The organism is Gluconobacter sp. OJB, assembly GCF_039638275.1.
Lineage (GTDB): Bacteria > Pseudomonadota > Alphaproteobacteria > Acetobacterales > Acetobacteraceae > Gluconobacter > Gluconobacter cerevisiae.
In genome coordinates, this window is the sequence record NZ_JBDIWH010000001.1 from 1,145,654 (window position 1) to 1,172,226 (window position 26,573).

At 62.0% G+C, this 26,573-nt stretch carries 29 protein-coding genes, 1 tRNA gene and 1 riboswitch; of the genes, 15 read left to right on the forward strand and 15 right to left on the reverse strand.

All coding sequences use genetic code 11. The features are described 5' to 3' along the window. The first annotated feature begins 83 nt into the window (after positions 1 to 83). The 3 genes from ABDK74_RS05325 (at position 84) to ABDK74_RS05335 (ending at position 2,735) form a co-directional block, all read left to right on the forward strand. Positions 84 to 1,313 (forward strand): NAD(P)/FAD-dependent oxidoreductase, encoded by a 1,230-nt coding sequence (locus ABDK74_RS05325; RefSeq protein ID WP_346003004.1) that lies wholly within the window; start codon positions 84 to 86, stop codon positions 1,311 to 1,313. A gap of 80 nt (positions 1,314 to 1,393) precedes the next feature. Then, on the forward strand, positions 1,394 to 2,143 hold the full coding sequence (locus ABDK74_RS05330) for a 2OG-Fe dioxygenase family protein (protein WP_346003005.1): 750 nt from the start codon (positions 1,394 to 1,396) through the stop codon (positions 2,141 to 2,143). 52 nt (positions 2,144 to 2,195) lie between these two features. Continuing rightward, the gene (locus ABDK74_RS05335; RefSeq protein ID WP_346003006.1) at positions 2,196 to 2,735 is read left to right on the forward strand and encodes a hypothetical protein; all 540 of its coding nucleotides are present in this window, start codon (positions 2,196 to 2,198) and stop codon (positions 2,733 to 2,735) included. 22 nt (positions 2,736 to 2,757) lie between these two features. On the opposite strand, the gene ABDK74_RS05340 is transcribed toward ABDK74_RS05335, so the two are convergent. After that, positions 2,758 to 2,831, reverse strand: a tRNA-Gly gene (locus tag ABDK74_RS05340). A gap of 119 nt (positions 2,832 to 2,950) precedes the next feature. After that, positions 2,951 to 3,030, forward strand: a riboswitch (SAM riboswitch). Positions 3,031 to 3,104: 74 nt separating this feature from the next. Here ABDK74_RS05340 and metZ point away from each other — a divergent pair. The 4 genes from metZ to ABDK74_RS05360 all read left to right on the forward strand — a co-directional run bounded on the left by metZ (position 3,105) and on the right by ABDK74_RS05360 (position 6,550). Continuing rightward, positions 3,105 to 4,298: an O-succinylhomoserine sulfhydrylase gene (gene metZ / locus ABDK74_RS05345; RefSeq protein WP_346003007.1), complete on the forward strand. Its 1,194-nt coding sequence runs from the start codon at positions 3,105 to 3,107 to the stop codon at positions 4,296 to 4,298. A gap of 41 nt (positions 4,299 to 4,339) precedes the next feature. Then, positions 4,340 to 4,813 (forward strand): Co2+/Mg2+ efflux protein ApaG, encoded by a 474-nt coding sequence (apaG, locus tag ABDK74_RS05350; protein WP_194254230.1) that lies wholly within the window; start codon positions 4,340 to 4,342, stop codon positions 4,811 to 4,813. 96 nt (positions 4,814 to 4,909) lie between these two features. After that, positions 4,910 to 6,076: a bifunctional 2-C-methyl-D-erythritol 4-phosphate cytidylyltransferase/2-C-methyl-D-erythritol 2,4-cyclodiphosphate synthase gene (locus ABDK74_RS05355; RefSeq protein WP_346004166.1), complete on the forward strand. Its 1,167-nt coding sequence runs from the start codon at positions 4,910 to 4,912 to the stop codon at positions 6,074 to 6,076. 39 nt (positions 6,077 to 6,115) lie between these two features. Then, positions 6,116 to 6,550, forward strand: coding sequence for a lysozyme inhibitor LprI family protein (locus tag ABDK74_RS05360; protein ID WP_346003008.1), 435 nt, complete (start codon positions 6,116 to 6,118; stop codon positions 6,548 to 6,550). An 83-nt stretch (positions 6,551 to 6,633) separates the two neighbouring features. Here ABDK74_RS05360 and ABDK74_RS05365 read toward each other — a convergent pair whose 3' ends face one another. From ABDK74_RS05365 to aat, 11 genes are all read right to left on the reverse strand, one after another. Continuing rightward, the gene (locus ABDK74_RS05365; RefSeq protein WP_255314061.1) at positions 6,634 to 6,765 is read right to left on the reverse strand and encodes a hypothetical protein; all 132 of its coding nucleotides are present in this window, start codon (positions 6,763 to 6,765) and stop codon (positions 6,634 to 6,636) included. Positions 6,766 to 6,919: 154 nt separating this feature from the next. Continuing rightward, positions 6,920 to 7,615, reverse strand: a complete 696-nt coding sequence (locus tag ABDK74_RS05370) for an ATP12 family protein (RefSeq protein WP_346003009.1) — start codon at positions 7,613 to 7,615, stop codon at positions 6,920 to 6,922. After that, entirely contained in the window at positions 7,612 to 10,107 is a 2,496-nt protein-coding gene (locus tag ABDK74_RS05375; protein ID WP_346003010.1) for an AsmA family protein, read from the reverse strand. The genes ABDK74_RS05370 and ABDK74_RS05375 overlap by 4 nt, the downstream gene beginning before the upstream one ends. Further along, positions 10,104 to 11,114: an RluA family pseudouridine synthase gene (locus tag ABDK74_RS05380; RefSeq protein WP_194254226.1), complete on the reverse strand. Its 1,011-nt coding sequence runs from the start codon at positions 11,112 to 11,114 to the stop codon at positions 10,104 to 10,106. Before ABDK74_RS05380 ends, ABDK74_RS05375 begins: the two co-directional genes overlap by 4 nt. Then, positions 11,111 to 12,496, reverse strand: coding sequence for a replication-associated recombination protein A (locus ABDK74_RS05385; RefSeq protein ID WP_346003011.1), 1,386 nt, complete (start codon positions 12,494 to 12,496; stop codon positions 11,111 to 11,113). Before ABDK74_RS05385 ends, ABDK74_RS05380 begins: the two co-directional genes overlap by 4 nt. A 96-nt stretch (positions 12,497 to 12,592) precedes the next feature. Next, positions 12,593 to 15,781, reverse strand: coding sequence for an AsmA-like C-terminal region-containing protein (locus ABDK74_RS05390; protein ID WP_346003012.1), 3,189 nt, complete (start codon positions 15,779 to 15,781; stop codon positions 12,593 to 12,595). A gap of 125 nt (positions 15,782 to 15,906) precedes the next feature. Then, positions 15,907 to 16,410, reverse strand: coding sequence for a thioredoxin-dependent thiol peroxidase (gene bcp / locus ABDK74_RS05395; protein WP_346003013.1), 504 nt, complete (start codon positions 16,408 to 16,410; stop codon positions 15,907 to 15,909). Between the two features lie 63 nt (positions 16,411 to 16,473). After that, complete coding sequence (locus ABDK74_RS05400; RefSeq protein WP_346003014.1) at positions 16,474 to 16,881, reverse strand: hypothetical protein; 408 nt, start codon at positions 16,879 to 16,881, stop codon at positions 16,474 to 16,476. Between the two features lie 163 nt (positions 16,882 to 17,044). Beyond that, a complete protein-coding gene (locus ABDK74_RS05405) occupies positions 17,045 to 17,659 on the reverse strand; it encodes a hypothetical protein (protein WP_346003015.1) in 615 nt (204 codons plus the stop codon). Then, positions 17,656 to 18,576 (reverse strand): hypothetical protein, encoded by a 921-nt coding sequence (locus tag ABDK74_RS05410; RefSeq protein ID WP_346003016.1) that lies wholly within the window; start codon positions 18,574 to 18,576, stop codon positions 17,656 to 17,658. The genes ABDK74_RS05405 and ABDK74_RS05410 overlap by 4 nt, the downstream gene beginning before the upstream one ends. Further along, positions 18,573 to 19,250: a leucyl/phenylalanyl-tRNA--protein transferase gene (aat, locus tag ABDK74_RS05415; protein WP_346004167.1), complete on the reverse strand. Its 678-nt coding sequence runs from the start codon at positions 19,248 to 19,250 to the stop codon at positions 18,573 to 18,575. Before aat ends, ABDK74_RS05410 begins: the two co-directional genes overlap by 4 nt. A 116-nt stretch (positions 19,251 to 19,366) precedes the next feature. Here aat and ABDK74_RS05420 point away from each other — a divergent pair, with 116 nt between their 5' ends. Continuing rightward, the gene (locus tag ABDK74_RS05420) at positions 19,367 to 19,570 is read left to right on the forward strand and encodes a hypothetical protein (protein ID WP_194254219.1); all 204 of its coding nucleotides are present in this window, start codon (positions 19,367 to 19,369) and stop codon (positions 19,568 to 19,570) included. On the opposite strand, the gene ABDK74_RS05425 is transcribed toward ABDK74_RS05420, so the two are convergent. Continuing rightward, complete coding sequence (locus ABDK74_RS05425; RefSeq protein ID WP_346003017.1) at positions 19,557 to 19,946, reverse strand: MAPEG family protein; 390 nt, start codon at positions 19,944 to 19,946, stop codon at positions 19,557 to 19,559. The genes ABDK74_RS05420 and ABDK74_RS05425 overlap by 14 nt on opposite strands. Before the next feature lie 27 nt (positions 19,947 to 19,973). Then, positions 19,974 to 20,813: an EcsC family protein gene (locus tag ABDK74_RS05430; protein WP_346003018.1), complete on the reverse strand. Its 840-nt coding sequence runs from the start codon at positions 20,811 to 20,813 to the stop codon at positions 19,974 to 19,976. A 154-nt stretch (positions 20,814 to 20,967) separates the two neighbouring features. On the opposite strand from ABDK74_RS05430, the gene ABDK74_RS05435 reads away from it, so the two are divergent. Then, complete coding sequence (locus tag ABDK74_RS05435) at positions 20,968 to 21,486, forward strand: hypothetical protein (RefSeq protein WP_194254216.1); 519 nt, start codon at positions 20,968 to 20,970, stop codon at positions 21,484 to 21,486. Positions 21,487 to 21,495: 9 nt separating this feature from the next. Here ABDK74_RS05435 and ABDK74_RS05440 read toward each other — a convergent pair whose 3' ends face one another. Then, positions 21,496 to 21,915 carry an EVE domain-containing protein gene (locus tag ABDK74_RS05440; protein ID WP_346003019.1) on the reverse strand — a complete coding sequence of 140 codons (420 nt, stop codon included), beginning with the start codon at positions 21,913 to 21,915 and terminating at the stop codon, positions 21,496 to 21,498. A 211-nt stretch (positions 21,916 to 22,126) separates the two neighbouring features. Here ABDK74_RS05440 and ABDK74_RS05445 point away from each other — a divergent pair, with 211 nt between their 5' ends. From ABDK74_RS05445 to ABDK74_RS05470, 6 genes are read left to right on the forward strand one after another with little or no spacing between them, the layout of a single operon-like run. Beyond that, positions 22,127 to 22,888 carry a heme ABC transporter permease gene (locus tag ABDK74_RS05445; RefSeq protein ID WP_099285589.1) on the forward strand — a complete coding sequence of 254 codons (762 nt, stop codon included), beginning with the start codon at positions 22,127 to 22,129 and terminating at the stop codon, positions 22,886 to 22,888. Further along, a complete protein-coding gene (locus ABDK74_RS05450) occupies positions 22,885 to 23,052 on the forward strand; it encodes a hypothetical protein (RefSeq protein ID WP_167315815.1) in 168 nt (55 codons plus the stop codon). The genes ABDK74_RS05445 and ABDK74_RS05450 overlap by 4 nt, the downstream gene beginning before the upstream one ends. Beyond that, entirely contained in the window at positions 23,049 to 23,552 is a 504-nt protein-coding gene (gene ccmE, locus ABDK74_RS05455) for a cytochrome c maturation protein CcmE (RefSeq protein ID WP_062030116.1), read from the forward strand. The genes ABDK74_RS05450 and ccmE overlap by 4 nt, the downstream gene beginning before the upstream one ends. A gap of 7 nt (positions 23,553 to 23,559) precedes the next feature. Further along, on the forward strand, positions 23,560 to 25,539 hold the full coding sequence (locus ABDK74_RS05460) for a heme lyase CcmF/NrfE family subunit (RefSeq protein ID WP_346003020.1): 1,980 nt from the start codon (positions 23,560 to 23,562) through the stop codon (positions 25,537 to 25,539). 12 nt (positions 25,540 to 25,551) lie between these two features. Continuing rightward, complete coding sequence (locus ABDK74_RS05465; protein ID WP_099285486.1) at positions 25,552 to 26,106, forward strand: DsbE family thiol:disulfide interchange protein; 555 nt, start codon at positions 25,552 to 25,554, stop codon at positions 26,104 to 26,106. Further along, the gene (locus ABDK74_RS05470) at positions 26,103 to 26,573 is read left to right on the forward strand and encodes a cytochrome c-type biogenesis protein (RefSeq protein WP_346003021.1); all 471 of its coding nucleotides are present in this window, start codon (positions 26,103 to 26,105) and stop codon (positions 26,571 to 26,573) included. The genes ABDK74_RS05465 and ABDK74_RS05470 overlap by 4 nt, the downstream gene beginning before the upstream one ends.

Genomic DNA, 26,573 nt, shown 5'->3' on the forward strand with positions numbered 1-26,573 from the left:
TCGATAGCAAAATCTGTTGTTGATATACTTCAGGCGCTCGCAAAACCGGGTGCCGTTCCGCACCTGATATAAGGAAAATGTCCATGTCTGCTGCAGCTCGCGTGCTTGTTCTTGGCGGTGGCGTCGGTGGGCTTGAAGCCGCTGCGGCTCTGGGCCGTCACCAGAATATTTCCCTGACACTTGTTGATCGCAGCCCCGTCCATTACTGGAAGCCTGCCCTTCACGAATTCGCTGCGGGCACCATGCAGCATCAGGGCAACTGCATCCCCTTCACCGAAACGGCAGCCAAATTCGGCTTCACCTTCGTTCAGGGCAGTCCCACGACGGTCAACCGTGACAACAAAACTGTCTCGCTCGATACGGGTGCCACGTTGCCCTACGACTATCTGGTGGTGGCCCTCGGTTCGCGTGCGAATGATTTCGGCATCCCCGGTATCGTCGATCACTGCATGTTCATCGACAGCCTGAACGACGCTGATGCTCTGTTCGCCACCTTCCGCGAAGCGGTTCAGAAAGCCCGGACGGCTGGCGAAAAGCTCTCCGTCGGCATTGTGGGCGGCGGTGCGACGGGCGTTCAGCTCATTGCTGAACTGTGCAAATCCATTGACGATGCCCGCGGTCTCGGCCCTGCCGTTCGCAAATCCCTGCTGAACGCTGTGCTGATCGAAACCGGGCCTCGCATTCTTCCGGCCTTCCCCGAAGCCGTCTCCTCGGCAGCTGCACGCCAGCTCGAAAATCTCGGCATTGCCGTCCGCACCGAAGCCATGGTCGTTGGTGCGGACGAAACGGGTTTCAGCCTCAAAACCGGTGAGCATATTCCCGCCAGCCTCCGCGTCTGGGCCGCTGGCGTCCGTGCCTCTGATGCCACGAGCCTCCTGGAAGGTCTCGAACGCGGGCGCTCAGGCCAGCTGGGCGTCACCACGACACTTCAGACCACGCAGGACCCGACCGTCTTCGCAATCGGCGACTGCTCCCGCATTGACGCCGCACCAATTGCACCCACGGCACAGGCTGCACGGCAGCAGGGCCAGTATATTGGTCGCGCCCTGCCGGACATCATCGCTGGTAAGACCCCTGCCCCATTCGCTTATAACGATCGCGGCGCCGTCGTGGCCCTTGGGGACTATAACGGCTGGGGCATGCTGGACGCCAAGCGCAGCTTCGGCGGCGGTCTGCTCTCGGGTCTGGCTGCTCGCCTGATCCATGAAGGACTGTACCGTCAGCATCTTGCGGGCATTCTGGGCATCACCCCGACGGCCTGCAGCACGCTGCGCGAGCATCTTTCTCCGGTCAAACCTGATCTGGGGGGCTGAAAACCCTTTTCAGAATTCCGTCAAAGGGGGAATGTGGAACGTAGTGTCCCCAGACCCTGCGTCCCCTGTTCCGAGGATTCATGAGCCCTACCGATCTCTCCCCACCCTTTGACAGGGTTCTGACCGACATCGAAGACACCCTGCTGGAAAAAGGGTTTGCCTTCCTTCAGGCCCAGACCACACGTCCGCTGCTCGATCATGAAGGCCTGACTGACTGGCAGGGCTTCGCAGAGAGCTGGAATCATCTGGGTCTTGACCGCTACATGGCGGATGGTGGCCGTTACCGCCGCCGCCGTTACGCGACTTTCGCCGTCTCGGGCGAGACCATCACACGCAAGAAACATCAGCCCCATTACCAGAGCCGGGACTACAACCTGCTCAATGGTGGGGTTGAACGCTGGTTTCCGGCCGTCGCGGATTCGATCGCGTCCCACCCCGCCATGATAGCCGCAATCCGCACCATCAGCACGATCGCGGATGCCCTGACCCCGCCGACGGAAAAGCCCCCGTCATGGCATGTGGAAGTACATCAGTTCCGCATTGAGGCCCGCCCCGGCAATGAAGGACGCCCCACGCCAGAAGGTCTACACCGCGATGGCGTGGACTGGGTTCTGGTCCTCATGGTTGCCCGTCACAACGTTGAACAGGGCGTCACCACAATCCATGATATGCGCAAAGAGCCTTTGGGGTCTTTCACCCTCATCAACCCGCTCGATGCCGCAATCGTGGACGATCACCGCGTCTATCACGGCGTTACAGCGGTGCAGCCCGTAGATCCGTCGCAACCAGCCTATCGGGACGTGTTGGTGGTTACGCTGCGCCATGAATGACATCAAAACCTTCACAGATGCCCGTTTTCAATTCCGTGTTATGACAGGTCTTATGTCCATCCAGCAGATTCCTTCCCGTCTTGCAGCGGTTCTGGCCCTGTCCTTCATGCTTCCAGCAGTTCTGTCCTGTGCGGACGCTGCGACGGGCAAAAGCCATCACCACACGCGCCATGCCGCGCAGCCCGCCAATGCGGGTGCAGCGCCCGTCATCCTGACGGCGCATCCGGGCACGAAGCTGGATGAAGACGCCCGCAAACTGAACGAGGACGATCTTCAGGACGCAGCCAAACATCACGATCAGCCGGTCGTGCTTGTCGGTTCCGCATCGCTGTCATCAGGCAAGAATGACGAAGCCCTGTTCGTTCAGCTTCAGTCCGCCCGTCTGTGCGGCTCCGCAGGCTGCACGACCTCGGTCTATCTGAAGCACAATGACACCTGGAACACGGTTCTGGACTCGGTGAACGGCGATATCTCCGTCCTGCCCACACGCCATAAGGGTATGCACGACCTTCTGGTTAGCCCGAACGACCGCTGGGTCTGGAACGGCAAGGAATATCAGGACACGCTCAGCGCACCGCCGATGCCAAAATAACCGCTGATTTTTCTGGAAATTCTGGAGCGGGCGAGGGGAATCGAACCCCCGTGTGCAGCTTGGGAAGCTGCCGTTCTACCATTGAACTACGCCCGCACTCGGCATGAAGCATAACCGCTCCACCCTTCTTTCGCAATCCACCCCGTCCGAACTTCAGGGTGTTGACGCAAAACCGAAATACAGCCCATAGTCTTGGTGTCACAAACGCCCTTGGCGTGACTGACCCTCGTGATTTGAGCGGCCGGCTTGCGGCGAGGTTAAAAAATTGCGCTAAAGAGGCCCTGCGTCGTTATCGAACGATTCCCAGGACTTCCACGGCCCGCCACATGCGCCCTTCCTCTACGAGGGCGTCTTATGGAGGGACACATCATGTCTTCAGAAAACTGGCGCACCGCCACGCGCCTCCTGCACGAAGCCCCTAACCGCACCGAATTCGGCGAGACGTCGGAAGCGCTCTTCCTGACATCTGGCTTCGTCTATGACAGCGCCGAACAGGCCGCCGCGACCTTCACAGGCGACGTCCAGCACTTCCAGTATTCCCGCTTCGGCAACCCGACCGTTGATACGCTTCAGGAGCGCCTCGCCCTCCTCGAAGGCGCTGAAGCCTGCGTTGCCACCGCGACCGGCATGGGCGCCGTCTCCTCGGCCATCCTGTCGCATGTAAAAGCCGGTGATCGTGTCGTGGCCTCCCGCGCTATTTTCGGCTCTTGCTACTGGATCGTGACCAATCTCCTGCCCCGCTACGGCATCGAGACCGAACTGGTGGACGGCACGGATTACAACACCTGGGCGCGCGCCCTGTCCAAGCCGACAGCCGCGGTTTTGATCGAAAGCCCGTCCAACCCGATGCTCGACGTCCTCGACATCGCGCGCGTGGCCGAACTGACGCACAAGGCTGGCGGTCTGCTGATCGTGGACAACGTGTTTGCAACACCGCTCGGACAATCCCCGCTCAAGCTGGGCGCCGATGTGATCGTCTATTCCTGTACGAAACATATCGATGGACAGGGCCGCGTGCTCGGTGGCGCGGTACTCGGTTCCAGCGCATGGATCAACGAGACGCTTCAGCCCTATACCCGCAATACCGGCAATGCTCTGTCGCCATTCAACGCCTGGGTTCTGCTCAAGGGTCTGGAAACGCTCCAGCTCCGCACGGATGCCATGGCCCGCAATGCCGCTGCCGTGGCCGATGCGCTGGCCGAACTGCCGGGTGTCGTTCAGGTCCGCTATCCGGGTCGCGCCGACCATCCGCAGCATGACCTCGCCAAAGCCCAGATGAGCAATGGCGGCTCCATGGTGGCGTTCGTGGTGGACAAGGGCCGTGAAGGCGCATTCGCCTTCATGAACGCCTTCAAGGTCATCGCGATTTCCAACAATCTCGGCGACGCCCGAAGCCTGGCAACGCATCCCGCCACGACGACCCATATGCGCGTCAGCGAAGACGAACGCGCACGTCTTGGCATCACGGACGGGGCCATCCGTCTCTCCGTCGGTCTGGAAGATGCGGCAGACCTGATCGACGATCTCAAGCGTGGTGCCGCAGCAGTTGCGGTCCTTGCATAAGTTTTCCTGACAAAAAGCCAGGATGGCTTTACAATGGTCTTATGCCTGACAAGTCATCCCATCCCCTTCTCCATGCCGATCCCGAAACAGCGCTCGCTGAAGCCATGGAAACTGCGCCCTGCTTCAGCAAAACCACGGACGACGTGACGGTCACGGTCCGGACCTTCTGGCTGGACGACCAGTCCCACCCCGAAGACCACCAATATGCGTGGGCCTATCACATCAGCATCGAGAACGAGCGGAAGGACACCTTCCAGCTTCTGTCCCGCTCCTGGGAAATCGTGGATGGATTAGGCCGCAAGGAACATGTTCATGGTGATGGCGTTGTGGGCGAACAGCCCGTGATCGGCCCGCAGGAACAGTTCGACTATACGTCTGGCGCCATGCTGACCACGCCCTCAGGCTTTATGCACGGCACCTACCATATGCTGGAGCCACGTTCGGGCCATCGCTTTGACGTCAGCATCCCCGTGTTCAGTCTCGACAGCCCCCACGACAGCACACTGATCCACTGACAGGCCGTGCCGGGTAGCCTTAGGGAACAATGCGGAGAACGGCGCGGGCAGCCGCGCGAGCTTGACGTCTCTGCCGTCCCGGCCCATTCCTCCCCCATGCGTATCGCTGCCCTTCTTCTCGCTGCCGGTCGTGGCCGGCGCTTCGATGCGTCCTCACAAAACGGGGACAATTCTTCCAAGCAGTTCCGGATGCTGCGGGGCAAACCCGTCATCCGCAGAGCCGCCGAAGCCCTCCTGCCGCATGTGGACGTGGTGCTGCCGGTCGGGGACGATCCTCTGCTGGCTGACAGCCTGAAAGGGCTGGACGTTCTGCCGCCCGTCAACGGCGGCGCGGAACGCCATGACAGCGTGCGCAACGGTCTTGAAGCCCTCGCAGCCCTGCCCGAACCGCCCGATCTGGTGCTGGTCCATGACGGCGCCCGCCCCTGCGTCCCCGCAGAGGTGGTGCAGAACGTCATCAACGCCCTGAAAACCCATGAGGGCGTGATCCCGGCCGTCGCCGTCATCGACACAATCAAGAAGGCCGCCGACGGCATCATCGTCGATACCGTCCCGCGTGACGGGTTGTGGCGCGCCCAGACCCCGCAGGGTTTCCGCTTCGGCACCCTGCTCGAACTTCACCGCACCCTGCGCGATGCCCGCACCGACGATGCCGCCCTGCTCGAACAGGCTGGCCATCCGGTGGCGATCGTTCAAGGGTCGGAAGACAATATCAAACTGACTGTTGCGGAGGACCTGATGCGTCTTGAAGGTGTGATTGACCGGAACCTGCTGCCCCGCGTCGGACTGGGCTATGACGTCCATGCCTTCGAGGAAGGCCGCAAGCTGATCCTGTGCGGCATCGAGGTACCCCATACCAAGGGCCTCGCCGGACATTCCGACGCCGATGTGGGCATCCACACGCTGTGCGACGCCATTTACGGCGCGCTGGCCGAAGGCGATATCGGCCGCCACTTCCCGCCTTCGGACGATGAATGGAAGGACATGGACTCGGCCCGCTTCCTGATCCACGCCGGCGAGCGCATCCGTGAGCGGGGCGGCTTCCTCGTGAACGCAGACGTCACGCTGATCTGCGAACGCCCCAAGATCGGCCCGCACGCCGAAGCTATGCGCAACCGTCTGGCCGATCTGCTGAAGGTCAGCGTCAGCCGGATCTCGGTCAAGGCCACGACATCGGAACGCCTGGGCTTTACGGGCCGCGAAGAAGGCATCGCAGCCACCGCGACCGTCAGCATCATGGTCCCGGATAACGGGGAAGCCTGACCGTTCGTCCCGCTCACTCACGGATGCTGGAAACCATCGATGAAATTTCGCTATCTCTTCGCCTGCTGCTTCACAACGGCGCTACTGCTTCGCCCGGCTCTGGCGGCCTCCCCCTGCGACGGAAGCAGCACTCGGGATAACGAAGCCTGCGAAAGCTTGCATCTTTCAAAGGCAGAAGCGGAACTCGAGCGGTATACGCAAGCTGCCATTCATAAGATGCAGACCGGCACTGCACCTGTTCAGACACTGGCCCATTTCCGGCAGGCGCAAACCGAATGGAAAAAATTTCGGAAAGAAGAATGCAACGCTATTTACAGCGCATGGTCCGATGGAACGATCAGAGGCCTCATGGCAGTGGGCTGCGCAACGCGACTGACCGAAAACAGAACCTACGAAATCTGGTATAACTGGCTGACATTTCCAGACAGCACGCCACCGGTTCTTCCCGAACCACTTCTGAGGCGCGGGCGCTGAACAGGCGTCCCATGCTGCCATATAAAAAGCCCGGCCTCTGTCATGAGAGACCGGGCTTCTTCATTGACTGAATTACCAGAAAATCAGCCGTGAATGGCGCAGACCACAACAATCAGCGGTGTCGCAGCCAGAAAGAGCCAGGCTCCGATGGAGCAGGTCTTCACAACACGGGTACCCATGTGACGCAGCAGGGGCCTACGAACGGATACAGACATAACTTCCTCGACTCTGACAGTGTTCGACAGATCCGGGGATAGCGCCCGATCCCCGGTCGGGGCGAGTCACCAATCATCTCGTTCTGTCACATGGCAGGGCCTTCAATGATCCCCGAATATGGCAAGATCATGCCCCATTCAGGGCATTTTCTTCTCAGATCGAAACCTTGCGCCCCAATGTCAGGAACAGTCCCGAATCGAGAATATCCTTCTCGCGATTTTCCATGGTGCGGACGAGTTCATCATCCTGTCCCCATGTCGTAAGCTGGGATTTTTCATCATTATTGGCCCAGAGAACCGCATCCACAAGGCTGACGGCCCCGCCCACGACGGCAAGCGACAAAAGCAGGCTGCCCGTCGCCTGCGCCAGAACGCCCAGAACCGCAAGCTCCAGATCATCCCGCACGGCCAGTAGCTGCGCCAGAGCGTCCAGATATCCGTCCGACTGCGCTACTGGCATGAGACCATCTGTTACACTCGGGTGGATCCCGTAACCCGAAAGCCAGGCGAAAACCTGCTTCGCAACCGGCCCGATCCCGTCTTCACAATAACAGAGCCCGTCATCCACCCCGAGTCCGAGCAGCATATCCCGTGCGGCCTGCGGATCAGGCGCGATCCGCTCGATCATCGTCCCGGCAATCCGGGTCAGGGGCAGAGCGTCCGGCGTGAAAGACGCACTTTCCGCAATCCCTCCCCACTCTCCCGCAATGGCCTCAGCCAGAGCAGACGACCGGACGGCCAGAACCCAGCCCTGTGGCAGACGGATCGGTCGTCCATCCAGACGCGGCTCGAACAGGCCGCCCTCAGATACTACTGAAACAGCTTTCCAGAAACGCTTGTGCCCGCTCAATGCAGAACTCCCAGAGCCCGAAGGATATCCCCGGCCTTCGAATGATGGGGCTTGATCGCCGCAGGCGTCGGACCGGGCTGTCCTTCACGTGCAGCAGCGAGAGGTGCCGTGCACGGATCAGCGGCATTGCCGTCTCCGCCGATCGTGACATGAAAATTCCCGCCCGCGTCCCGGTCCTGCGCGACATGCGGGGCCGCCAGCGTTCCGGTCAGTACAACCGGCGTGGACGCACCCGTACCTTCAAAATCCACAACCGGCAAAAGGCGCAGATCCAGAACCTGCGCTCCAAGACCGACCGTGCCACTTCCGGAGACGGCGAAACGCCCTGACTGAAGCCCCAGCGTGTCGATATGCGCCGTATCGTTTGCAATAGTCATATGCAGCCCCAGACACCGCAGCGAGCGATCGCCTTTTCCGAGGACCACGCTGGCCGCAGACCCCGCCATCTGTCCGAGCAACGCACTCTGCACCTGACCATCCACCATCGACAGGCCCAGATGGCCCTCCAGTGACTGCCTCAGTTCGTCAGCACTGTTGCCCTTGGCCGAGAGATGCCCCACGACCTGCACAGGCCCCTGAAGCAGAAGCGGCATTCCAAGACGCGTCTCCAGCAAACCGGCTGGCAAAATAAGCGGCTGGAACGTCACGTTTCCCGAAACAGGCAGCACACTGGCATCCAGTTCCGCCATTCCTGAAAGCGCCAGACCCTGCGCCTGCCCGGAAATCGGGTCCAGACGCAGATGACCGCCTGACAGCGTCACTCGCGTCGCCAGATCGGTATAGTCCCGCCCCGCAAACACGACGTGATCGGCTGTCAGATGCAGGTTCACATCCTGCGCCCGCAGTCGTTTGACCCAAGAGGGCGTCAGGTCCGGAGCACTCGGCACTGCGGCAGGATGCTCCTCCTGCGCCGGAACAGTCTTACCACTCTGCGGCATAACGGGTGTTGCAGTCGGAACCACCGCTGCCGGAGGCTCGGGTTCAAGCCAGAGCCCTTTGAGCACGTCCAGATCCATTTTTGCGGCATGAATGTTTCCGCTCACGACCGGCGGCACATCCTGTCCCAGAACCACCTTGAGCGCCCCATCCAGAGCCAGCTCCTGACTGCCGACGGTCAACCCGTCGAGCGAAATAATCTCGCGGTCATGCGTCTCCAGCGTAGCATGCAGGCTTACATCATGCAGAAGCGCACCGGGCAGATGGAGTGTCTTGCCACTGCCTTCCGCCACCAGATGTCCGTTCTCCGCACCGATCGTCCCCGAAACGGCGACACGCGCCTTGTCCTGCCCATTGAGGGCCAGCGCACCAGAGAGGAGCATGGTCTGGCTACGTAGTTCCGCCGTCAGCGGCACTGCGGTCTGCAGGCCGTTTCGCCATGCAGCAACCGCCTGCTGCATCGTCCCGGCTCCAGCTTCCACATGCCACGCCGTATCGCGCCACTGCGTATCCGCCGTAACCGTCAGCGCCGCATCCGGTCCAGCGGAATCGAGATGAAGATTCTGAATCGCCCCCTGCCTGAGCACGACAGAACCGGCATGCAGGTGAAGGCGCGTTGGCGTCATCGTGTCCACAAGGCGATGCAGTAGCGTAATTCCATCCAGACCGCTCAATGACCCCGGACTGCCCTGAAGCGCGACCTCTCCACCCAATGCCGGAACATCCGGCAGATTGGCGTGCGGGAACAGACGATGCGCGTCCTGAAGGTTGGGCCACTCGCCCTGTACCGTCAGCAGCACGTTTTCAATCCGGGATGGATTGCCGATCCGCCCGTCCAGATTTAACCAGTCGCGCCTGTCGCCCTCACCCAGCGTCGTACCGATACTGAACGCCCAGGGTTGAGTTCCCTGAAGTTGTGACAGGTTGCCGACATGCCCCTTAAGGGTGAAGGGCGTCCCGGCATGATGTCCCTGAAGGCTGATCCACGGGCTGGGACTGCGCAGCCCCGCCAGGTCCAGCGAATCCAGCCCAAACGATCCGCTCGTATGAGTCAGGCGATCGTTCCAGAACACGGCGGTCTGCGTGACATGCAACCCATCGAGCGACAGATCCCAGTGCGCCTGGATCCGCTGGCCGCTCCGTGTCTTCACCGGTAGAGAGGCGTCTTCGTCCTCACGGTCCGGCGTCAGGGACCAGTTGGCCTGTCCGTCCAGACCGCGCACAAGATTGACCGTCGCCTTCTCGATCACAACGTCCTGAAACCGCACCTCACGGTGCAGCAGGGCGAAAATGGCAATCCCCGCATGGATCGTGTGAGCCTTGAGAAGCGGCGTTTGCCCATCGCGCGTCAGCACAACGTCGGACGCCTCAAAGGCGGGCCAAGGCAGAAGCTGCACCGACGAATGACGGACCTGCATCGAAAGCCCTGTCTGATGCCGAAGCGCCACGGCCACGCGCTCACGCAACGCGTCCTGATCGATCAGGACATGCGTGGCCACACTCACACCGACAAAAGCAACGATGACGGCAATCAGACCGCCGGTGAGCTTCTTCATTTCGCAGGCCCCCGGCCCTTTGCGCTGCTGCTGCCTCCACGAACACGTTTGGGCGCGGGCGTCTCACCCGGCACAAAGCCCAGCGTCCGGAATGTCTCGCGCATATGCGGCGGCAAAGGGGCCGTCACGATCAAACGCCCACCGGCGGGGTGGGGAATATCAAGCTGACGCGCATGAAGATGCAGGCGGTCGATAAAGCCCTCCGGATGTGCAGCCTTTCCGCCGTAACGCGGATCGCCAAGGATCGGCGTACCGATGGATTCGGTATGCACACGCAACTGATGCGTCCGGCCCGTCAGCGGAGACAGCTTCAGCCAGCTCAGCTTCTTTCCGGCCGCATCAAGCGTCGCATAATCCGTCTTGGCCGAAGCCGCGTCTTCCTCATCGCGTGACGCCGCGATCACCAGCGCCGCGCCACCTGCGCCGATCTTGGCCAGAGGCTGATCGATGATGCCGGATTCCGGCGATGGCCGCCCGACAACCACAGCCCAGTATGTTTTTTCCACATCGCGTCCACGAAACGCGGCTGCAAGCTTGGCCGCCACACCCGGCGTCCGCGCGATCAGCAGAATGCCAGACGTGTCACGGTCGATACGATGTACCAGACGCGGACGATCGCCGCCCTCAGGCCGCAGGCCGTCCAGCATCATGTCCACATGCTTGAGAATGCCCGGACCGCCCTGCGTCGCAAGACCCGACGGCTTGTCGAGAACCAGCAGATGCTCGTCCTCGTAAATCACCATCTTGCGGATCTCGCGCTCCAGCATCGGGTCCGGCGGCGGCAGGGGCGCGGGCTTGTCCACATCCGGCAGCGGCGGGATGCGGACGGTCTGTCCGGGGATCAGGCGCGTATTGGTCTGAACACGCCCTCCCTCCACGCGGATCTGTCCCTTGCGGCACAGCTTCTGGAGCGCGCCCTGCGTCAGATTGGGGTAGTGACGTCTGAACCAGCGGTCGAGGCGAATATCGGCCTCATCCTCGGTCACAATGCGGTTGGTAACTGTCATGGTTCGCGGGATGCCCTCTTGGCGGCCCGCATGTCCAGAAGTTTTCTGATACGCCCCTCATGTCCGCGGTCCGTGGGATGGTAAAGAGACGCTCTGGGCATCCCTTCCGGAAAGTAATTCTGGCCCGAAAATCCGCCCTCGCTGTCGTGGTCGTATTCGTAGCCCTTGCCGTATCCGATATCCTTCATCAGGGACGTCGGCGCGTTCAGGATATGGGAGGGCGGCATCAGACTGCCCGTATCGCGCGCCAGAGCACGGGCTGCCTTATAGGCCGTATAAACCGCATTCGATTTCGGCGCAGTCGCCAGATGCACCACGACCTGCGCCAGCGCCAGTTCTCCTTCCGGAGAGCCCAGCCGTTCATAAGTCTGCCACCCCGCCACAGCCATCGGCAACGCGGACGGATCGGCCTGCCCCACATCCTCGGCCGCAAAGCGAGTCAGGCGACGGGCAATGTAGCGCGGATCTTCTCCGCCCTCCAGCATCCGCGCGAACCAGTACAACGCCGCATCCGGATCACTGCCGCGCAGCGATTTGTGCAGCGCGGAAATGAGATTGTAGTGCTCTTCCCGGTCCCGATCATACAGGATGGCCCGGCGCGACAGGATTGCCGCCAGATCGCGCGGCGTCAGCACCTGCGACGGATCAAGCGCCACAAGCTGCTCGACCATATTCAGCAGATACCGCCCGTCCCCATCCGCCATGGCGCGCAGACTGGCCCGCGCTTCCGGGTCGAGCGGCAGTGGACGACCGACCTCCTCTTCCGCATGTTCCAACAGGCTCTCAAGGCTCGCATCATCCAGCCGGTTCAGCACCAGAACCTGACATCGCGAGAGCAGCGCCGCATTCAGCGCAAAGGACGGGTTCTCCGTGGTCGCCCCGACCAGAACCACCGTCCCGCGCTCGACATACGGCAGAAACCCATCCTGCTGCGCGCGGTTGAAGCGATGGATTTCGTCCACGAACAACAGCGTGCCCTTGCCCGTCGCCGACTGTTTCTGATCCGCTTCCTCAAACGCCCGGCGCAGATCCGCCACGCCGGAAAAGACTGCCGAAATCTGGGAGTAAAACAGCCCAGCACGTCCGGCCAGAAGACGCGCGATCGTCGTCTTGCCACAGCCCGGACCGCCCCACAGGATCAGACTGGACAGCGTGCCCCGCGCCAGCATTCGCGTCAGTGTGCCCTCAGGGCCGAGCAGATGATCCTGCCCCCGCACATCCTCCAGCCGCTTTGGACGAAGACGGTCCGCCAGAGGTTGGGTGCGCGAGGGCGGCCGACGCTGTACCTGCGGCGCTTCGACCGAACGCTCCTGCCGTGCAGATTGCGGCGCATATCCGGACGGACGCTTTGCTTCGGGAGCACCGCCGAAAAGATCTGTCATATCCGTCACTGGCGTCCTGCGCTCCCCGAAATGTTCTTCGACTTCTCGATCAGAGATGGGACTTCCGCCCCGTCAGGATAATCCCCAAGCCCAACCTTAATGCAGAATACGCCGAAGAACGCCCGGCAACAGCATCGACAGCGGATTAACCGACAGATCGGGTTTTTCGACCGTTCCATGCAATTCAAAAGTCGCCGCCAACAGCCCGCCGCCCTTCTCGGGGGACATCAGATGCCCCAGAACCGGCAGCTTCCCCGGAAGCGCATTCAGCCCGAAAACCGGCACGATCGTCCCGTTAAGGTTCAGCCCTGACGTTTTCAGATCAATCGGCCCTTCCATCGTGGCCCCTAACGCCTGATTGCCGATCACCCCGTCACGCAGCACCAGCATATTCCCCGCCAGACTGAGCCGCGTGGACAGATGGGTGATTTCAAACCGGTCCAGATGATTGGTCAGCCAGTGCAACGGCGAGAGGTCGGACACCGCCGTCAGCGTCAGCGGCGGCCGCAGGAATTCGGACGGTCCCATGTCCACATGCCCACGGAACGGCGGCAAACCGCCCCATAGCCCCGCCGATCTTGCGCTGCGTCCTTCTGGAACTTTCCGCACACTGGTTTCATCCGGCGTAAACACCCCGTCCAGATGCGTCTTTCCACCCCGGATGCGATCATACAGCCCCAGATTTTGCAGCAGCAGGCCCAGATTATCGATATCCAGAACGAACGGATGCTCCCGCCCCGTATCGCCCAAAACAGCCCGCACCCGCGTCGGCGCATCCAGTGCAAAGCGCCCCGATGTCAGATGTCCGTTGCGCAGTTCGATCTGCGAGACGACACCGCCCACCTGCGCTTTCGGGCCATAATAGACATGCGGCGCGTTCAGAGAGATGGACCAGCTATCCCCCATCGACGCGCTTTTCCCGCCCTGCGATCCCGTGTCCGCAACCAGAGGATGCGGCGCGAACATCGGCGCCAGATCCAGCGGGTCCGCATTGACCGTCACACCAACAGGCTGGTCCGCACTCTGCGGCATGGCAATACGTGCATCCCCCTGCGTCCGACCAATACGGAAGCCTTCCAGTACGATCCCGGTCAGCTTGCCCGCACGCGTCACACCGCGCCCCGCCACGGAAAGTTCGGTTCCATGCGCCTGCAATCCGTCCAGAACGGACATTTTCCCGTCCTGAAACCCGATATGCACCATAGCCGTCGCAGGCTCACCCAGCGGCTTGGCCCAGATCGGCACACTCAAAGCCGCCTGCGCCATGTCCAGCGACAGTTTCAGATCGGACGTCTCGTTCGCCTGCTGCACGAAATGCGCATTCAGCACCGCATGGCCGTCAAACAGTCCTGCCGGGGCAAGCCGGGCTTTTGCCGCGGACTGCGGGTCCAAAACCGAGCGCGCATCGATCGTCTGCAACACACGCGACGGCGCACCATTCCGGAAGTTTTCATGCAACACAATATGCGTGGGAATGCCCGCAAGCTGGCCATCACCCGTTAGGTCCAGCGCATCTTCGGTAGCAGACATCTTGCCCGACGCCCCGTCCACCGCATGTCCCATCAGGACATTCCCCAAATGCACGCCCGAAAACGCCGCCTGCGTCCAGACATGCAACGCTCCGTCCGGGATATGCGACACAAGCGGCAGCGTCATGCGGACATGCGCGTCCACCGTGCCTGCTGGCTGCGTGAACGGCAGTGGATGTCGTGACAGCAGATGCAATCGCGGATGCGCCAGAGCAGACATGAACCCCGCCAGAGGCCCCGTCAGATGCGCGGAAATATCGCCCGTCTGGTCTTTGTCATAGAGCTTGCCGATCCGGATTTCCCCATCCGGCAGCAGCACGTTTTGCTTCACATCCGTGGGCTGGACACCCCGGCTCAGATCAATGACGAGCGTTTCGGGGCCGTCGAAATGCAGGGACGCATCAAGCCCCGTCGCGGGAGGGACAGGACGCAGCCAGTGGACCGTCAGGTCATGTCCGGTCAGTTGTCCCTCAACCGAGGTCGGCAGGATTTGATCCGGCCCATGATCGCTGTGCAGATGGGCTTTGACGTGCAGATCCCGCCCGGTCCCGTCGGTGACGTTCTTTGAAACCCAGCGTCGACCGCCCTTGACGATCGTGGCCGGCCAGATGGAACCCAGCGTTGCAAAGCGGATCGCATCCAGCCCGGCCTCTGCATCTCCGTCCAGCACATTCGGCTTGAGCAGATTATCCAGCCTGACACTGGCCGAAGCCTGCAAATGGGTCAGCGCACCGTCGGTATCCGCCACGTCCAGCGTTGCTGAAGGCACATCGAGCCGCCCACCACCCTTCAGCCCTGGACGGTCCATCCGCAGACGCACGCGGGCCTGTCCCGCATGAAGATGGATCGGATCAGCGGTTTTTTGAAAAACCTGCCCATCACCGACAGACACGTTCAGCGTCAACTCCGACGGAAGCGCATCCATCCCTTTCGGCACGAACACCGCGTCAGCCCCGATGGATACCGGAACATGCCAATAAGCGGCTTGTGGACTGAAGACCCCAAGCTGAGCCGGTTCAAATGGCGTCGCCTTCAGATGCAGCACACCGTTATGTCCGACCTGACGGGCCTGTGCGGTCAAAGTGGTATGGAATCCATCGAGCGCAATCGCGGCCTGCCCGGACCCAATCCAGACGAAATCCCGTGAATGCGGCGCCACCCGGATGCGGCGCGCTTTCATGTCCACATCGCCAATCACGGCGGTCCGATCCTGTGGAAGTCCGGCAAACGTAATGGAGACGTTATGGATATCTACGGCCCGCAGGCGGTCGAGACGCGTTGGCACGCCCCGGCCACCGCGTTTCTGCTCTGGCAAATCCATGTCCACATCGCCGTCAGGCAAACGACGCAGAGCAAGCGTAGCCCCTTCGAGACGCAGGGTACGCGGCGCAATCACGCCTTCAAACAGCGCACTCAGGGAAAGAACAGCGTCGGCCTCAGTCGCGCGTTCCGCCACCAGATTGTCAAACCGGGTGACTTTCAGCCCGCGCGCCATCAGCACCAGCCCGGCGGGAACCCCGCCCGCACTCGGCTGCCACTGGATCCAGAGCCTATCCCAGCTCAGCCGACCAGCCGGATGTCCGGGACGTTTGCCCGCCGCAATCGAGACCGGCTCCACAAGATGGGAGACGCGCGTGATCTCCACGGGGCCGTGGGCCAGTTTCCACAGGAATACACTGCCCGCAGCCGCCACGAGCGCAACAGGCGTGACGCAGATCAGACCAACCCAGCGCGCCACATGCCAGTGTCGTGGCATGTGCGGGCCTGGACAAAACGGATTCAAACGCCTGCGGGGAGGACGCGGGAAGTCGTGGACGGCCATAGACGGTCATCGGCGCGTTTCCGGCCTGTCTCCCTCGTGAGAGTTGGGGGTATAAGCCCTCAGGCTTCCGAAAGGTTCCGGAAAGCCTCTGCCACCAGAGCGGCATGTGTCGCGGGTTTTACCTTGCGCCACACGTTCCGGATGACACCCTGGTCATCCACCAGAAAAGAACTGCGCTCCATTCCCATGTAGGTCCGGCCATACATGGATTTCTCGACCCAGGTTCCGTAAGCCTCGGCAACCGTATGGTCTTCGTCCGAGGCCAGCGGGAACTTCAGACCATATTTCGTGGCGAATTTTTCAATCTTCGCCACCGGGTCGGGGCTCACGCCGATGATCGTCAGACCCTCGGCATCGAATGCGGGCAGGACCTCCTGAAGGCCACAGGCCTGCGTCGTACAGCCGGGTGTGTCGGCTTTCGGGTAGAAATACAGCAGATAGGGCTTCCCGCTCAGTGCAGCACTGCTGACAGTGCGTCCGGCAGAAGCGGGAAGCGTAAAATCTGGCGCCCGGTCACCCGGTTGCAGGTCTGTATTCTGTGAAGAAACGGTCATAACCGGCATGATTGCCCGACCCGTCCGATCCGATCAAGGCAAACCGGACGAAAACCGTTCAGTATTCCGGGATCAGTATCCCGGATACATCACAACAGGCGGCGGTCCGTAAACCACTGGCGGCGGAGGCGCATAGATGACCGGCGGCGGAGCATAAACCACCTGCGGCGGGGGAGGAGGAGGTGGCGGACCATAAGGCTGCGCCAGAAGAGCACCGCCGACAGCTCCAAGAGCCAGCCCGCCCAGAATGCCGCCGACAATGGCGCCAGAGTGGTTATGATACCCGCCACGCCAGCCACCACCGCGCCAACCGCCCGGGGGGCCGCCATATCCATAGCCGCGACCATAATAGCCCGGACCATATCCCGGACCGCCACCATGCCAGTGAGCCTGTGCCTGCGGCACGATAGCATTCGGGACAACTGCGGAACCGATCAGCAGCGGAGCGGCCATAAGAACTGCACGTGTGATGCGACGCATGGCATCTTTCTCCTCGAAACACGTGGAGCAGAAGAGCCTCTCAAAACGGCTCTTCTGTCCATGAAAAAGATCATGCCTGCTGAAAATGGCAGCAAGAGGCGTCAATCATGGCAGGAGCCGGACAAATTGTAACAGACAGCAGCCCTATCCCGGAGAACGCCCCTCAGTGCGGCGATTCGACCCGGCGATAGCCCGGCGGTGGGTCGAAAACGTCGATCGGCTGCGGAGAACGGCTGACCGAGACCGCTTCCACAACCGGCTTTCCGTCATGAACCGCCCCCAGCATCAGGCCGTCCTCCGTGTAACAGAAGGTGGTCGGGTGACGGTCAGTGTCCGTGCTTTCCCAGATCGTGCAGGCCTCTCCGGCAATCCGCCCCTGCCCCATTTTGCGCCATGATCCGGCAGCGGGGGTTCCGGGGGCCGCAAAGCCTGCACCCGGCGCGGGCATGACCGTGGCAGTACGCTTCGTACCGTCCAGCACCATCAGAATATGGGAGCGGTAATCCGTCAGCATGATCGTGGCCGACCCTTCGGGCTCGATCCGCTGGCGCCATAATGCGGACGTCCAGCGCATCCGCTGATGCAGATGCTGTCCCGCAGGCCCTGTCAGGACATAATCGATATCGGCATCATGCAATGGTGTGACGAGAGGGGCCGCAATCTGTGGCTGGGCCTGAACCGGCGCCGACGGTACATCCGCTCTGGCGGCAACTCCAGCAACAGTCCCCGTCAACAGACAGGTCGCTGTTCCGACAGCACGCAGCAGCATCATTCTCATTTGCGGTTTCCATCGGCCGGACCACTCGGCGGCTGATCGGGCGCAGACACGGAGCCATCTCCCGAAGAATCGTTAGAGACGGACGGCTGCGTCGTATCAGGCTGAGCAGTCTGTCCCGGCAGCAGCGTCGTATGCGCGCCCGGCGTTGTTGTTGCCGGCGCGGGCGTATCCCTGTCCCCGAGCACGGGCGTGTCTGAATCCGGCACATCGGACGTCGCGGCTTCGTGCGTCGTCGTCTTCATATCTGTGCCCGAGGCTTCCGGCACCGGAGAGGGCGTCGCACTCCCCGCCTGACTCTGATGGGCCGGACGCATTTTCGGCTCCAGCACATGAAATCCTGCCGGCGGCTCGAATGTGGAAGACGGGATGTCCTGATAGGAGACCGAAAGCGCCTTGATGGAGCCTTCCACGCCGTCAGCATCCACGCCGTTTTCAGCCAGAATGACACCATCCGGTGTCACACAGGCGCTGGCCTTGCCGTGGCTGCTCTGAATGGTCCAGCGATCGCACGCCACTCCCGCCACCGTGTCATGACCGGCAGCCGTGTACTGCATATCCAGATCGAGCATGAACGGATTGTGCAAACCATGGCTTGGATGAAGGCGCGTATAGACCTGCTGCTTCATCATCACGAGCGTGACCTGCTGCGCCGGGCGATCAAGAATCGTCACGCCATTGCCGTCCTGCGAATCGATCCGCAACAGGTCACCCGCGCCCGAGAATGCCACCTTGACGGTATCGGGACGGCCTTTCGCCGCACTCGAAGGGGTAGAAAGCTCATACACAACCGTGACATCCCGCGTCGGCGTCAGCCGGGGATGATCGTCCGCATGGGCCGGTGTCATCACAGACAGACCAGCCATAAGCAGGCCGAGTGGCACGGCGCTCGGAAAAACAGGGCGCGTAAAAACAGTCATGGCGGATCTCCGGCAGGCGCGCGCCCGGGAAGCGCACGCAGGGACGCAATGGATTCATGCAGGGCCTGAAGGCTGAAATCGTCAGGCCAGACCGCACGCACGGTCAGCGCCTGATGAAGCAGGGACTGATAATCCTCCGCCGAAATACCAATCCCACCCAGCCCCGTCAGATGAGGTGTGGTGTATTGCGTATCCAGCAGCGTGTATCGCCCCTGTCGCAGCCCTGCGACAAGATGGACCAGAGCCACCTTAGAAGCATCACGTTCCCGCGAAAACATGCTCTCGCCGAAAAAAGCCCCTCGCAGCGACACGCCATACAGGCCGCCAACCAGCGCCTCACTATCCCAGACTTCGATGGAATGGGCGTTTCCCTGACGGTGCAGATCACCATAAAGGCTGCGAATGCGCGCGCTGATCCATGTCGTCTCACGCCCCGGAGCAGCTTCTGCACAGGCGAGCATGACGTCATCGAACGCCCGGTCCGCCGTCACTGCCATTTTTCCCGACATCACGAGACGCATGAGCTTTTTCGGAACGTACATTCCGTCTAACGGCATGATTCCGCGCTCTTCTGGCAGATACCATGTCAGTTCTGTGCTTTCCGCGTCTGGGGCCATGGGGAAAATCCCCGATGCATAAGCCTGAAGCAGCAGGTCCGGCGTTATCTCGTCCATGATGACACAGTCTTTACCCGTTTCCTGAACCGTAGCATCCCCGGCCCCGTCACGCGAATTCATGGCTGTGGGCACAGCGATCATGGTAAAGGGGGGCATCTTCAGGGAGACCACCCGTGCCGCTTGCCTTCATTTACGCCATCATTCTCGTCATTCTCGGCGTTTTGCGACTGCTGATGCCTGAAATACATGGCCTGTTGATGGTTCTGGCCAAAGTCAGTGCGACCTGTCTGGTCATTTCAGCGCTCATAGATCTGTGGGTGATGCGCAAAGGCGTCGAGCCCCCGTCCATGACCGAAGCGTCACTTACAGCAGACTGATCAGCACCAGCAGCAACCCAGCCATCGAAACGCCCCAGATCAGACTGCGGACCATATCCCAGCCAAAAGCATAGGCCGGGATATAGATCGCACGCGTCAGAAAATACATTCCCGCGCCCCAGCCCGTCAGCGGGCTGTAACGGCCCGACACCCATGCCAGCAGAACTGCGCCGATAAAGATCGGCAGAGTCTCCGCCAGATTGGCCTGCGCCCGTTTCAAACGGGCTGCCACTCCGGTGTAACGGGGCGGCTCGCCATCACGGTTGCCAGTGGCCCATTGCAATCCGTCCTGCTGCCGACAGGCTGCCGCGGTCAGCAAAAGCTGAACGAACGCCAGCACCAATGTCCATCCAAGCCAGACAAGACCGATCGGCATGGGCGTTTCTCCGGGAAGTCCTGAAAATCAGGAAAATGTTTCAGACGTGCCCATTCCCCCTGCACGCAGGTCGGCAGCAGCTTCCTTAACGGCCAGCCCATGCGTGCGTTCCAGACGACGGATTGTGAAATGGGCCCGTGCCAACGCACGGTAATGCGCCAGAAACGCCGTGTTGAGCGACGCCCCGCAGAGCGCACCCGCCACCGGCACCATCTGCAACGCGAACTTGCGCGACAGCCCGACCCCATAATGCGACGCCACTTCTGCCATCAGCATCACGATGGGCCGTCCGCGCAGCAACGCACGCGCCGAGAAGAAACCCAGTTCGCCTTCTTCATCGCTCTGACGCGCCGGAAAACTCCGCAGCGCGAAGACTTCCAGACAGGCCCGGCGCGTATCCTCGTTGCGCAGGTCTTCGCCTTCCTCCCGGGCAATGCGGGCGATTTCGCGCATGATGGTCAGCGTCGTGAAGCCGATATCCGGCGCAAGACCGAAAATTCCCCCAAAGCCACCAAGCGCACCTGAGACGGCCACGGCGGCCTGCCCCAGATTCTCCCGCATGGGATCACGAGGGGCGGGCGCATCATTATCGATACCCAAAACAGCCACACGGAACGCCCGTTCAATGGCGACTTCTGCCGTCTTGTGGAATTTTTCCTGCACTGATGGCGCCAGCCCGAGTCCCTGCATACCGAGTCGCGCGGCCTGCCCGACCGCGCCGCCCATCAGGTCGGCCAGACGCACAAGAACCCCACGGCCCTGCTCCACCTTTTCAAGAACCGACTGAAGCTGTGCAAGGGAATCCCCGTCCAGCGCCGTCGAGGCGAAATTGCTGGTCGGAAGCTGCGTGTCATTCACTGAGGTCATGACGATCAAAACTCCTGTTCGTAAGACCCGAAACCGTTTACCGGATAGCAGGTTTCATATCCTAACATGGCACCATCATGGGGATATCGACGCCAGAAGACTACCCGGGCCAACTATCCGGACGAGCACCGTCGGGGTGAGGAGAATTACACCAATGACCGCATTATCGCGCTTGATCCTGTCTGCGCCGCTGGCAGCCAGCCTCCTCGTTCCGGCCGTTTCTCCGGCTTTTGCCGCCCCGAATCACAGTCACCATCACGCCTCTCACGGGACGGCCAACCTGCCGCAGATGGGCCCGACCTCGGGGCAGATCGTGGGCGCACCAGCGAAGTCGCTGACCCCGGCACAGACGGCAGCACTCCCCGATGAAGGCGCACCGCCTCCGCCGCACGGCTATACGGAAGTGGAAGACTCGGAAACTGCCCTCGCCAGCTACAGCGACCGGGTGCGGACTCATCTGCCAGTCGGCATGCCCGGTCCGAACGCACAGCAGAAAACCAACGGTCCCAACAACCTGCCGTCCCATTTCACGCTGTTCGGCATGCCGGTAAAGTTCAACGCCCCGGTACAGTCGCCTTATGAAGACGAAGACTCACCCACAAGCTATGCCGGTCATCCGGTCAACGGCCAGACGAACATCCTCGTCAACGGCGATGCCTCTCCCATTCACTAAGCCCATTCACTAAGAGAGACGCACCCATCCCCCGATCCGCGTCAGGTGACGGAACTCCTCCTCCGTTACCGGCGCCACGGACAGTCTGGACTGCTTGAGCAGCGCCATCTCCGCCAGAGCGGGATCGGCCTTGATCTCGGCGAGGCTCACGGGACGGCCAAAAGCCCCCATCGCCTTCACATCCACACAGACCCAGCGCGGATCATCCGCAGTCGGGTCCGGATAAGCTTCCCGCACGACCTCCACCACGCCCACAATCCGCTTCTCGCTGACGGAATGGTAGAAAAACGCCAGATCGCCGTTTTTCATCGCCGCAAGATTGTTGCGTGCCTGATAGTTGCGTACGCCCGTCCACGGCTCGACACTATTCTGGACCTGCTGCGCCCATGAGAACGCCTCAGGTTCCGATTTCACCAGCCAGAAAGCCATCTCTCACTCCCGCCACAAAGGCCGCTCCAAGGGCCGTCCCAAAACCGCCCTTGGGGTATTTTGCGCTCAATTCCGTGAAACGTGATAACAGTGATCGGAACAATGGGACAACGCGCCTCTTCCGAATATGATTGCTTCGGACTATTTCAATGGGGAACCTTTCGCGGGGAACCCATCGCCGCGTTGCCACTCTGCCGAGGTCCGTGTCCCAGTGCGCCCTACCCCCAACCTGCTCCATCGCTATGCCAATCCGGGGCAGTTCCTGCGTCTGGCGCGCACGCTGCTGCCCTGGCTGACCGGTGGCGCAATCGTGTTTCTCGTGGTCGGTGTGATCTGGGGTCTCTTCATCGCCCCGGCCGACTGGCAGCAGGGCGACACCGTCCGCATCATGTATGTGCATGTCCCGATGGCCTGGCTGGCATCGTCCTGTTACCTCGGGCTTGCAACCTGCGGCGTGCTTTCGTTGGTCTGGCGCCACCCGCTGGCCGATCTGGCCGCCATTGAAATCGGACCCGTCGGCGCTTGCGCCGCCGCTTTGTGCCTGATTACCGGCTCACTGTGGGGCGAGCCGATGTGGGGCACCTGGTGGGTCTGGGACGCGCGCCTGACCTCCATGCTGGTGCTGTTCTTCCTGTATCTCGGTCATATCGCCCTGATCCGCGCCTTCGATGAGCCCGCCCGCGGCCAGCGCGCCGCCGCGATCCTCGCACTGGCCGGTGTCATCGACCTTCCGATCATCAAGTTCAGCGTCCAGTGGTGGAACACCCTGCACCAGCCCGACAGCATCACCCTGACCGGCGCCCCCACCATGTCCATGATGATGCTCTGGCCGCTGCTGATCTGCACGATCGGCTTTACGCTCGGTGTTGCGGCCGTCATTTTCACCCGGCTCAGCGCCGCCATCCATGAAAGCCGTGCGCGCCAGATGATGGCCCGTTCGCGTCTCGATCGCAGGGACAGTCAAGCAGCATGATGCATCTCCCGAACCACTGGCCGTACATCGCGGCCTCCTATGCCCTGACGCTGGGCTGCTCCCTTGTCCTCGGTGTTGGTGCCGCCCTGCGCCTTCGGAAGTCCAAGGCCCGTCTGGCCGCCGTCGAAGGCCATGCCCGCCGCCGTGAAAGGTCAGCATCATGACCCGCAAGACCCGTCGTCTCTGGATCGTCATCGCCTGTCTGGCCTGTGTCGGCTCCGCCGCCGCCCTGACTCTGCGCGCTTTCTCGTCCAACATCGTGTTCTTCATGGCCCCCTCGCAGGTGAAGGCCAGTCCGCCCTCACCCGATCGCACCATCCGCCTCGGCGGCATGGTCATGGCCGGCAGCCTGCACCGCATCAACGAAAACGGCACGCCCGTGAACGCCTTTCAGGTAACGGACGGACAGGCCGCGGTCGAAGTCCATTACACCGGCATCCTCCCCGACCTGTTCCGCGAAGGACAGAGCGTCGTTGCTCTCGGCACCGTGCAGAAGGATGGTGGCTTCACGGCCAGCGAAGTCCTCGCCAAGCATGACGAGACCTACATGCCCAAGGAAGTCGCGGACGAACTCAAACGCACCGGCAAATGGGACCCGCGCTTCGGTAAAGCGCCGGACGCCTCAAGCTGGGACACCATGACCGCAAAGAAAGCAGGGGGCTGATCGCCTGATGTTCGGACCAGAACAGGGCCATTTCGCCCTGGCCCTCGCCTGCGTGCTCGCCCTCGTGCAGTTTGCCGTCCCGCTCTGGGGCGCCAGCCGCCGCGACGCGCGCCTCGTGGGGCTTGCGCCCTATCTCGCGGTCTCACAGTTGCTTGCGCTGGGCTATTCGTTCCTCTGCCTCGTGATGTGCGCCGTCAGCGACGATTTCTCGGTCCAGAACGTCGCGGCGAACTCCGCCGTTTCCAAGCCGCTGCTTTATAAGATTACGGGCGTCTGGGGAAACCATGAAGGCTCCGTCCTGCTCTGGACGCTGATCCTCGCCGTCTGCGGCGGCGCGGTCTCACTGTTCGGCCGCAACCTGCCGGACATCCTGCGCGGGCGCGTTCTGGCTATTCTCGGCGGCGTCTCCGCCGGGTTCCAGATGTTCTGCCTCCTGACGTCCGATCCGTTTGAGCGCGTTTTCCCCGCACCGATGGACGGTCAGGGCATGAACCCGCTGCTTCAGGATCCCGGCCTCGCCTTCCATCCGCCCATTCTCTACACCGGCTACGTCGGTTTCGCCGTCCCCTTCGCCTTCGCCGTCGCCGCCCTGATCGAAGGCCGCGTCGATGCCGCCTGGGGCCGCTGGGTCCGTCCCTGGGCCGTGGCCGCCTGGTGCTTCCTGACCTGCGGCATCGCGCTCGGTTCGTGGTGGTCTTATTATGTGCTGGGCTGGGGCGGCTACTGGTTCTGGGACCCGGTGGAAAACGCCTCCCTCATTCCATGGCTGACGGGCACGGCCCTCGTGCATTCCGCCATCGTCGTGGAAAAGCGCGAAGGTCTGAAAATCTGGACGGTGTTGCTGGCCATCGCGACGTTCTCGTTCTCGCTATCGGGCACGTTCCTTGTCCGCTCGGGCATCCTGAACTCGGTCCACGCCTTTGCCAACGATCCCGCCCGCGGTGTGTTTATTCTGGCCCTGCTTGCCATCGTCATCGGCGGCTCGCTCGCTCTGTTCGCATGGCGCGCGCCCTCCCTCACCTCGACCGGCCTGTTTTCTCCGGTTTCGCGTGAAGGCTCGCTGGTCCTGAACAATATCCTGCTCTGCTCGATCTGCGCCGTCGTCGTCACAGGCACGATGTACCCGCCCTTCATGCAGCTTCTGGCCGGGCGGACCATTTCCGTCGGTAAGCCATTCTTCGACGCCGCCACGATCCCGCTGACCCTGCCGCTTCTGCTGGCCATGGGCATCGGCACTGCCCTGCCGTGGAAACGCGCGCAACTGGCCCGGACGTTCTCGCACCTCTATGCTGCAGCTGGCATTGCCGCAATCGGGCTGGCCCTGTGCTTCTGGAAGCTTTCCGGCATCCTACCCATCGCCTGCGGCGCGCTGGCCGTTTGGGTCATCACAGCGTCCGTCTCCGACGTGCTGCGCCGGATCGGCATCGGCCATACGTCCGCGCAGGGCGTGTGGGAGCGCATGAAGAACCTGCCGCGTTCAAGCTGGGGTGCAGCACTGGCCCATATCGGCGCAGGCATCACCATCCTTGGGCTCTGCGGCATGTCCCAAGCCGAGCACGCCATCGTTGAAGTGCATATCGGCGAAACGCGCTCTCTGGCCGGAGACGACTGGACCCTTCTGGACGTGCACGACTATATCGGCCCGAACTACAAGGCCATGCAGGCCGACATCGCCATCCGCCACAACGGCAAGCTCGTGACCATCCTGCATCCTGAAAAGCGCGACTTCACGACGCAGAGCCAGACCACGACCGAAGTTGCGATCCACACCAACTTCATCACTGATCTGTACGGCGTGGTGGGTGACCGGCACGGTACGGGCAAGGACACCACCTATGTCCTGCGTCTGCACCGCAATCCGCTCGCGCCCTGGATGTGGCTGGGCGGACTGGTCATGGCGATCGGCGGTGCGTTCTCGCTGTCTGACCGCCGGATGCGGATCGGCGCGCCCAAGCGTGCCGCCGCCCGCAACATGGCCCGCGCCTGAGGAGAAACGGACATGAGCGTAACACGACGCGGTATCCTCACGGCCGTGCCCATTATCGGTGCGGGCGTCCTCGGCGTCGGGTTCTGGCGGATGCTGAGCGACATGCGCAGCGGCGCCTTCGACCCGCGCGCCATCAAGAACCCCAATGTCGGCAAACCCATCCCGACCTTCGCCATGCCGGGCCTCCCCGGCCTTGGCGACGGCTTTACAGATGCGGAACTCAAAGCCCAGCACCGTCCGGTTCTGGTCAATTTCTTCGCCTCATGGTGCATTCCTTGCGTGGCGGAAATGCCCGGCCTGCGCGCCATCTCGCGCAACATGCCGATCTGGGGCATCGCCTATGAGGACAAGCCCGAAAACGCCAGCGCCTTCATCCAACGCGACGGCTCGCCTTACGCCCGCGTCGCTTCCGACCGTCATGGCCGCGTGGCGATCGACTGGGGCGTGACCGGCGTGCCCGAGAGCTTTCTGGTTGCACCGGGAGGCCGCATTATCTGGCATGGCAGCGCCGCCCTCGACCCGCAGATCTACGAGGCGGAAATCCGCCCGAGGCTGGCCGGACTATGAAGGCTTCCAGACGCTTTCCGGCCCTGCTCCTCGCGGTTGGACTGATCGGCGGCGGCGTAGCCCTTGCCGTGGACGATCCCGCCGAAATGCTGCCCAACCCGGCGCAGGAAAAACGGGCTGAAGCCATCGGCGCGCATCTGCGCTGCCTCGTTTGTCAGAACGAGAGCATCGAGGACAGCAGCGCGCCCCTCGCCCGTGATCTCCGCAAGGTTGTCCGCGAACAGGTCGCGGCAGGCAAAAGCGATCAGCAGATCATGGACTGGATGACCGAACGCTACGGCGAATTCATCCGTCTGGCTCCACAATTTTCATGGTCCACCGCCCTGCTCTGGCTGATGCCGGCGCTGGCATTGGTGGCCGGACTTGTCATCGCATGGCGTGCGGCCAGACGCCGCGTCGTCGCCACGCCTGCGCCGCTCACGGATGACGAGCGAGCGCGTCTGGATGCCCTTTCGGGCCGGGAGTAA

Excerpts from the sequence above, each read along its gene's own strand:
- ABDK74_RS05325 (WP_346003004.1), top strand. The coding sequence starts at position 84 with ATGTCTGCTGCAGCTCGCGTGCTTGTTCTTGGCGGTGGCGTCGGTGGG.
- ABDK74_RS05330 (WP_346003005.1), top strand. The coding sequence starts at position 1,394 with ATGAGCCCTACCGATCTCTCCCCACCCTTTGACAGGGTTCTGACCGAC.
- ABDK74_RS05335 (WP_346003006.1), top strand. The coding sequence starts at position 2,196 with ATGTCCATCCAGCAGATTCCTTCCCGTCTTGCAGCGGTTCTGGCCCTG.
- metZ (WP_346003007.1), top strand. The coding sequence starts at position 3,105 with ATGTCTTCAGAAAACTGGCGCACCGCCACGCGCCTCCTGCACGAAGCC.
- apaG (WP_194254230.1), top strand. The coding sequence starts at position 4,340 with ATGCCTGACAAGTCATCCCATCCCCTTCTCCATGCCGATCCCGAAACA.
- ABDK74_RS05355 (WP_346004166.1), top strand. The coding sequence starts at position 4,910 with ATGCGTATCGCTGCCCTTCTTCTCGCTGCCGGTCGTGGCCGGCGCTTC.
- ABDK74_RS05360 (WP_346003008.1), top strand. The coding sequence starts at position 6,116 with ATGAAATTTCGCTATCTCTTCGCCTGCTGCTTCACAACGGCGCTACTG.
- ABDK74_RS05365 (WP_255314061.1), bottom strand. The coding sequence starts at position 6,765 with ATGTCTGTATCCGTTCGTAGGCCCCTGCTGCGTCACATGGGTACCCGT.
- ABDK74_RS05375 (WP_346003010.1), bottom strand. The coding sequence starts at position 10,107 with ATGAAGAAGCTCACCGGCGGTCTGATTGCCGTCATCGTTGCTTTTGTC.
- ABDK74_RS05380 (WP_194254226.1), bottom strand. The coding sequence starts at position 11,114 with ATGACAGTTACCAACCGCATTGTGACCGAGGATGAGGCCGATATTCGC.
- ABDK74_RS05385 (WP_346003011.1), bottom strand. The coding sequence starts at position 12,496 with ATGACAGATCTTTTCGGCGGTGCTCCCGAAGCAAAGCGTCCGTCCGGA.
- ABDK74_RS05390 (WP_346003012.1), bottom strand. The coding sequence starts at position 15,781 with ATGCCACGACACTGGCATGTGGCGCGCTGGGTTGGTCTGATCTGCGTC.
- bcp (WP_346003013.1), bottom strand. The coding sequence starts at position 16,410 with ATGCCGGTTATGACCGTTTCTTCACAGAATACAGACCTGCAACCGGGT.
- ABDK74_RS05400 (WP_346003014.1), bottom strand. The coding sequence starts at position 16,881 with ATGCGTCGCATCACACGTGCAGTTCTTATGGCCGCTCCGCTGCTGATC.
- ABDK74_RS05405 (WP_346003015.1), bottom strand. The coding sequence starts at position 17,659 with ATGAGAATGATGCTGCTGCGTGCTGTCGGAACAGCGACCTGTCTGTTG.
- ABDK74_RS05410 (WP_346003016.1), bottom strand. The coding sequence starts at position 18,576 with ATGACTGTTTTTACGCGCCCTGTTTTTCCGAGCGCCGTGCCACTCGGC.
- aat (WP_346004167.1), bottom strand. The coding sequence starts at position 19,250 with ATGGACGAGATAACGCCGGACCTGCTGCTTCAGGCTTATGCATCGGGG.
- ABDK74_RS05425 (WP_346003017.1), bottom strand. The coding sequence starts at position 19,946 with ATGCCGATCGGTCTTGTCTGGCTTGGATGGACATTGGTGCTGGCGTTC.
- ABDK74_RS05430 (WP_346003018.1), bottom strand. The coding sequence starts at position 20,813 with ATGACCTCAGTGAATGACACGCAGCTTCCGACCAGCAATTTCGCCTCG.
- ABDK74_RS05435 (WP_194254216.1), top strand. The coding sequence starts at position 20,968 with ATGACCGCATTATCGCGCTTGATCCTGTCTGCGCCGCTGGCAGCCAGC.
- ABDK74_RS05440 (WP_346003019.1), bottom strand. The coding sequence starts at position 21,915 with ATGGCTTTCTGGCTGGTGAAATCGGAACCTGAGGCGTTCTCATGGGCG.
- ABDK74_RS05450 (WP_167315815.1), top strand. The coding sequence starts at position 22,885 with ATGATGCATCTCCCGAACCACTGGCCGTACATCGCGGCCTCCTATGCC.
- ccmE (WP_062030116.1), top strand. The coding sequence starts at position 23,049 with ATGACCCGCAAGACCCGTCGTCTCTGGATCGTCATCGCCTGTCTGGCC.
- ABDK74_RS05460 (WP_346003020.1), top strand. The coding sequence starts at position 23,560 with ATGTTCGGACCAGAACAGGGCCATTTCGCCCTGGCCCTCGCCTGCGTG.
- ABDK74_RS05465 (WP_099285486.1), top strand. The coding sequence starts at position 25,552 with ATGAGCGTAACACGACGCGGTATCCTCACGGCCGTGCCCATTATCGGT.
- ABDK74_RS05470 (WP_346003021.1), top strand. The coding sequence starts at position 26,103 with ATGAAGGCTTCCAGACGCTTTCCGGCCCTGCTCCTCGCGGTTGGACTG.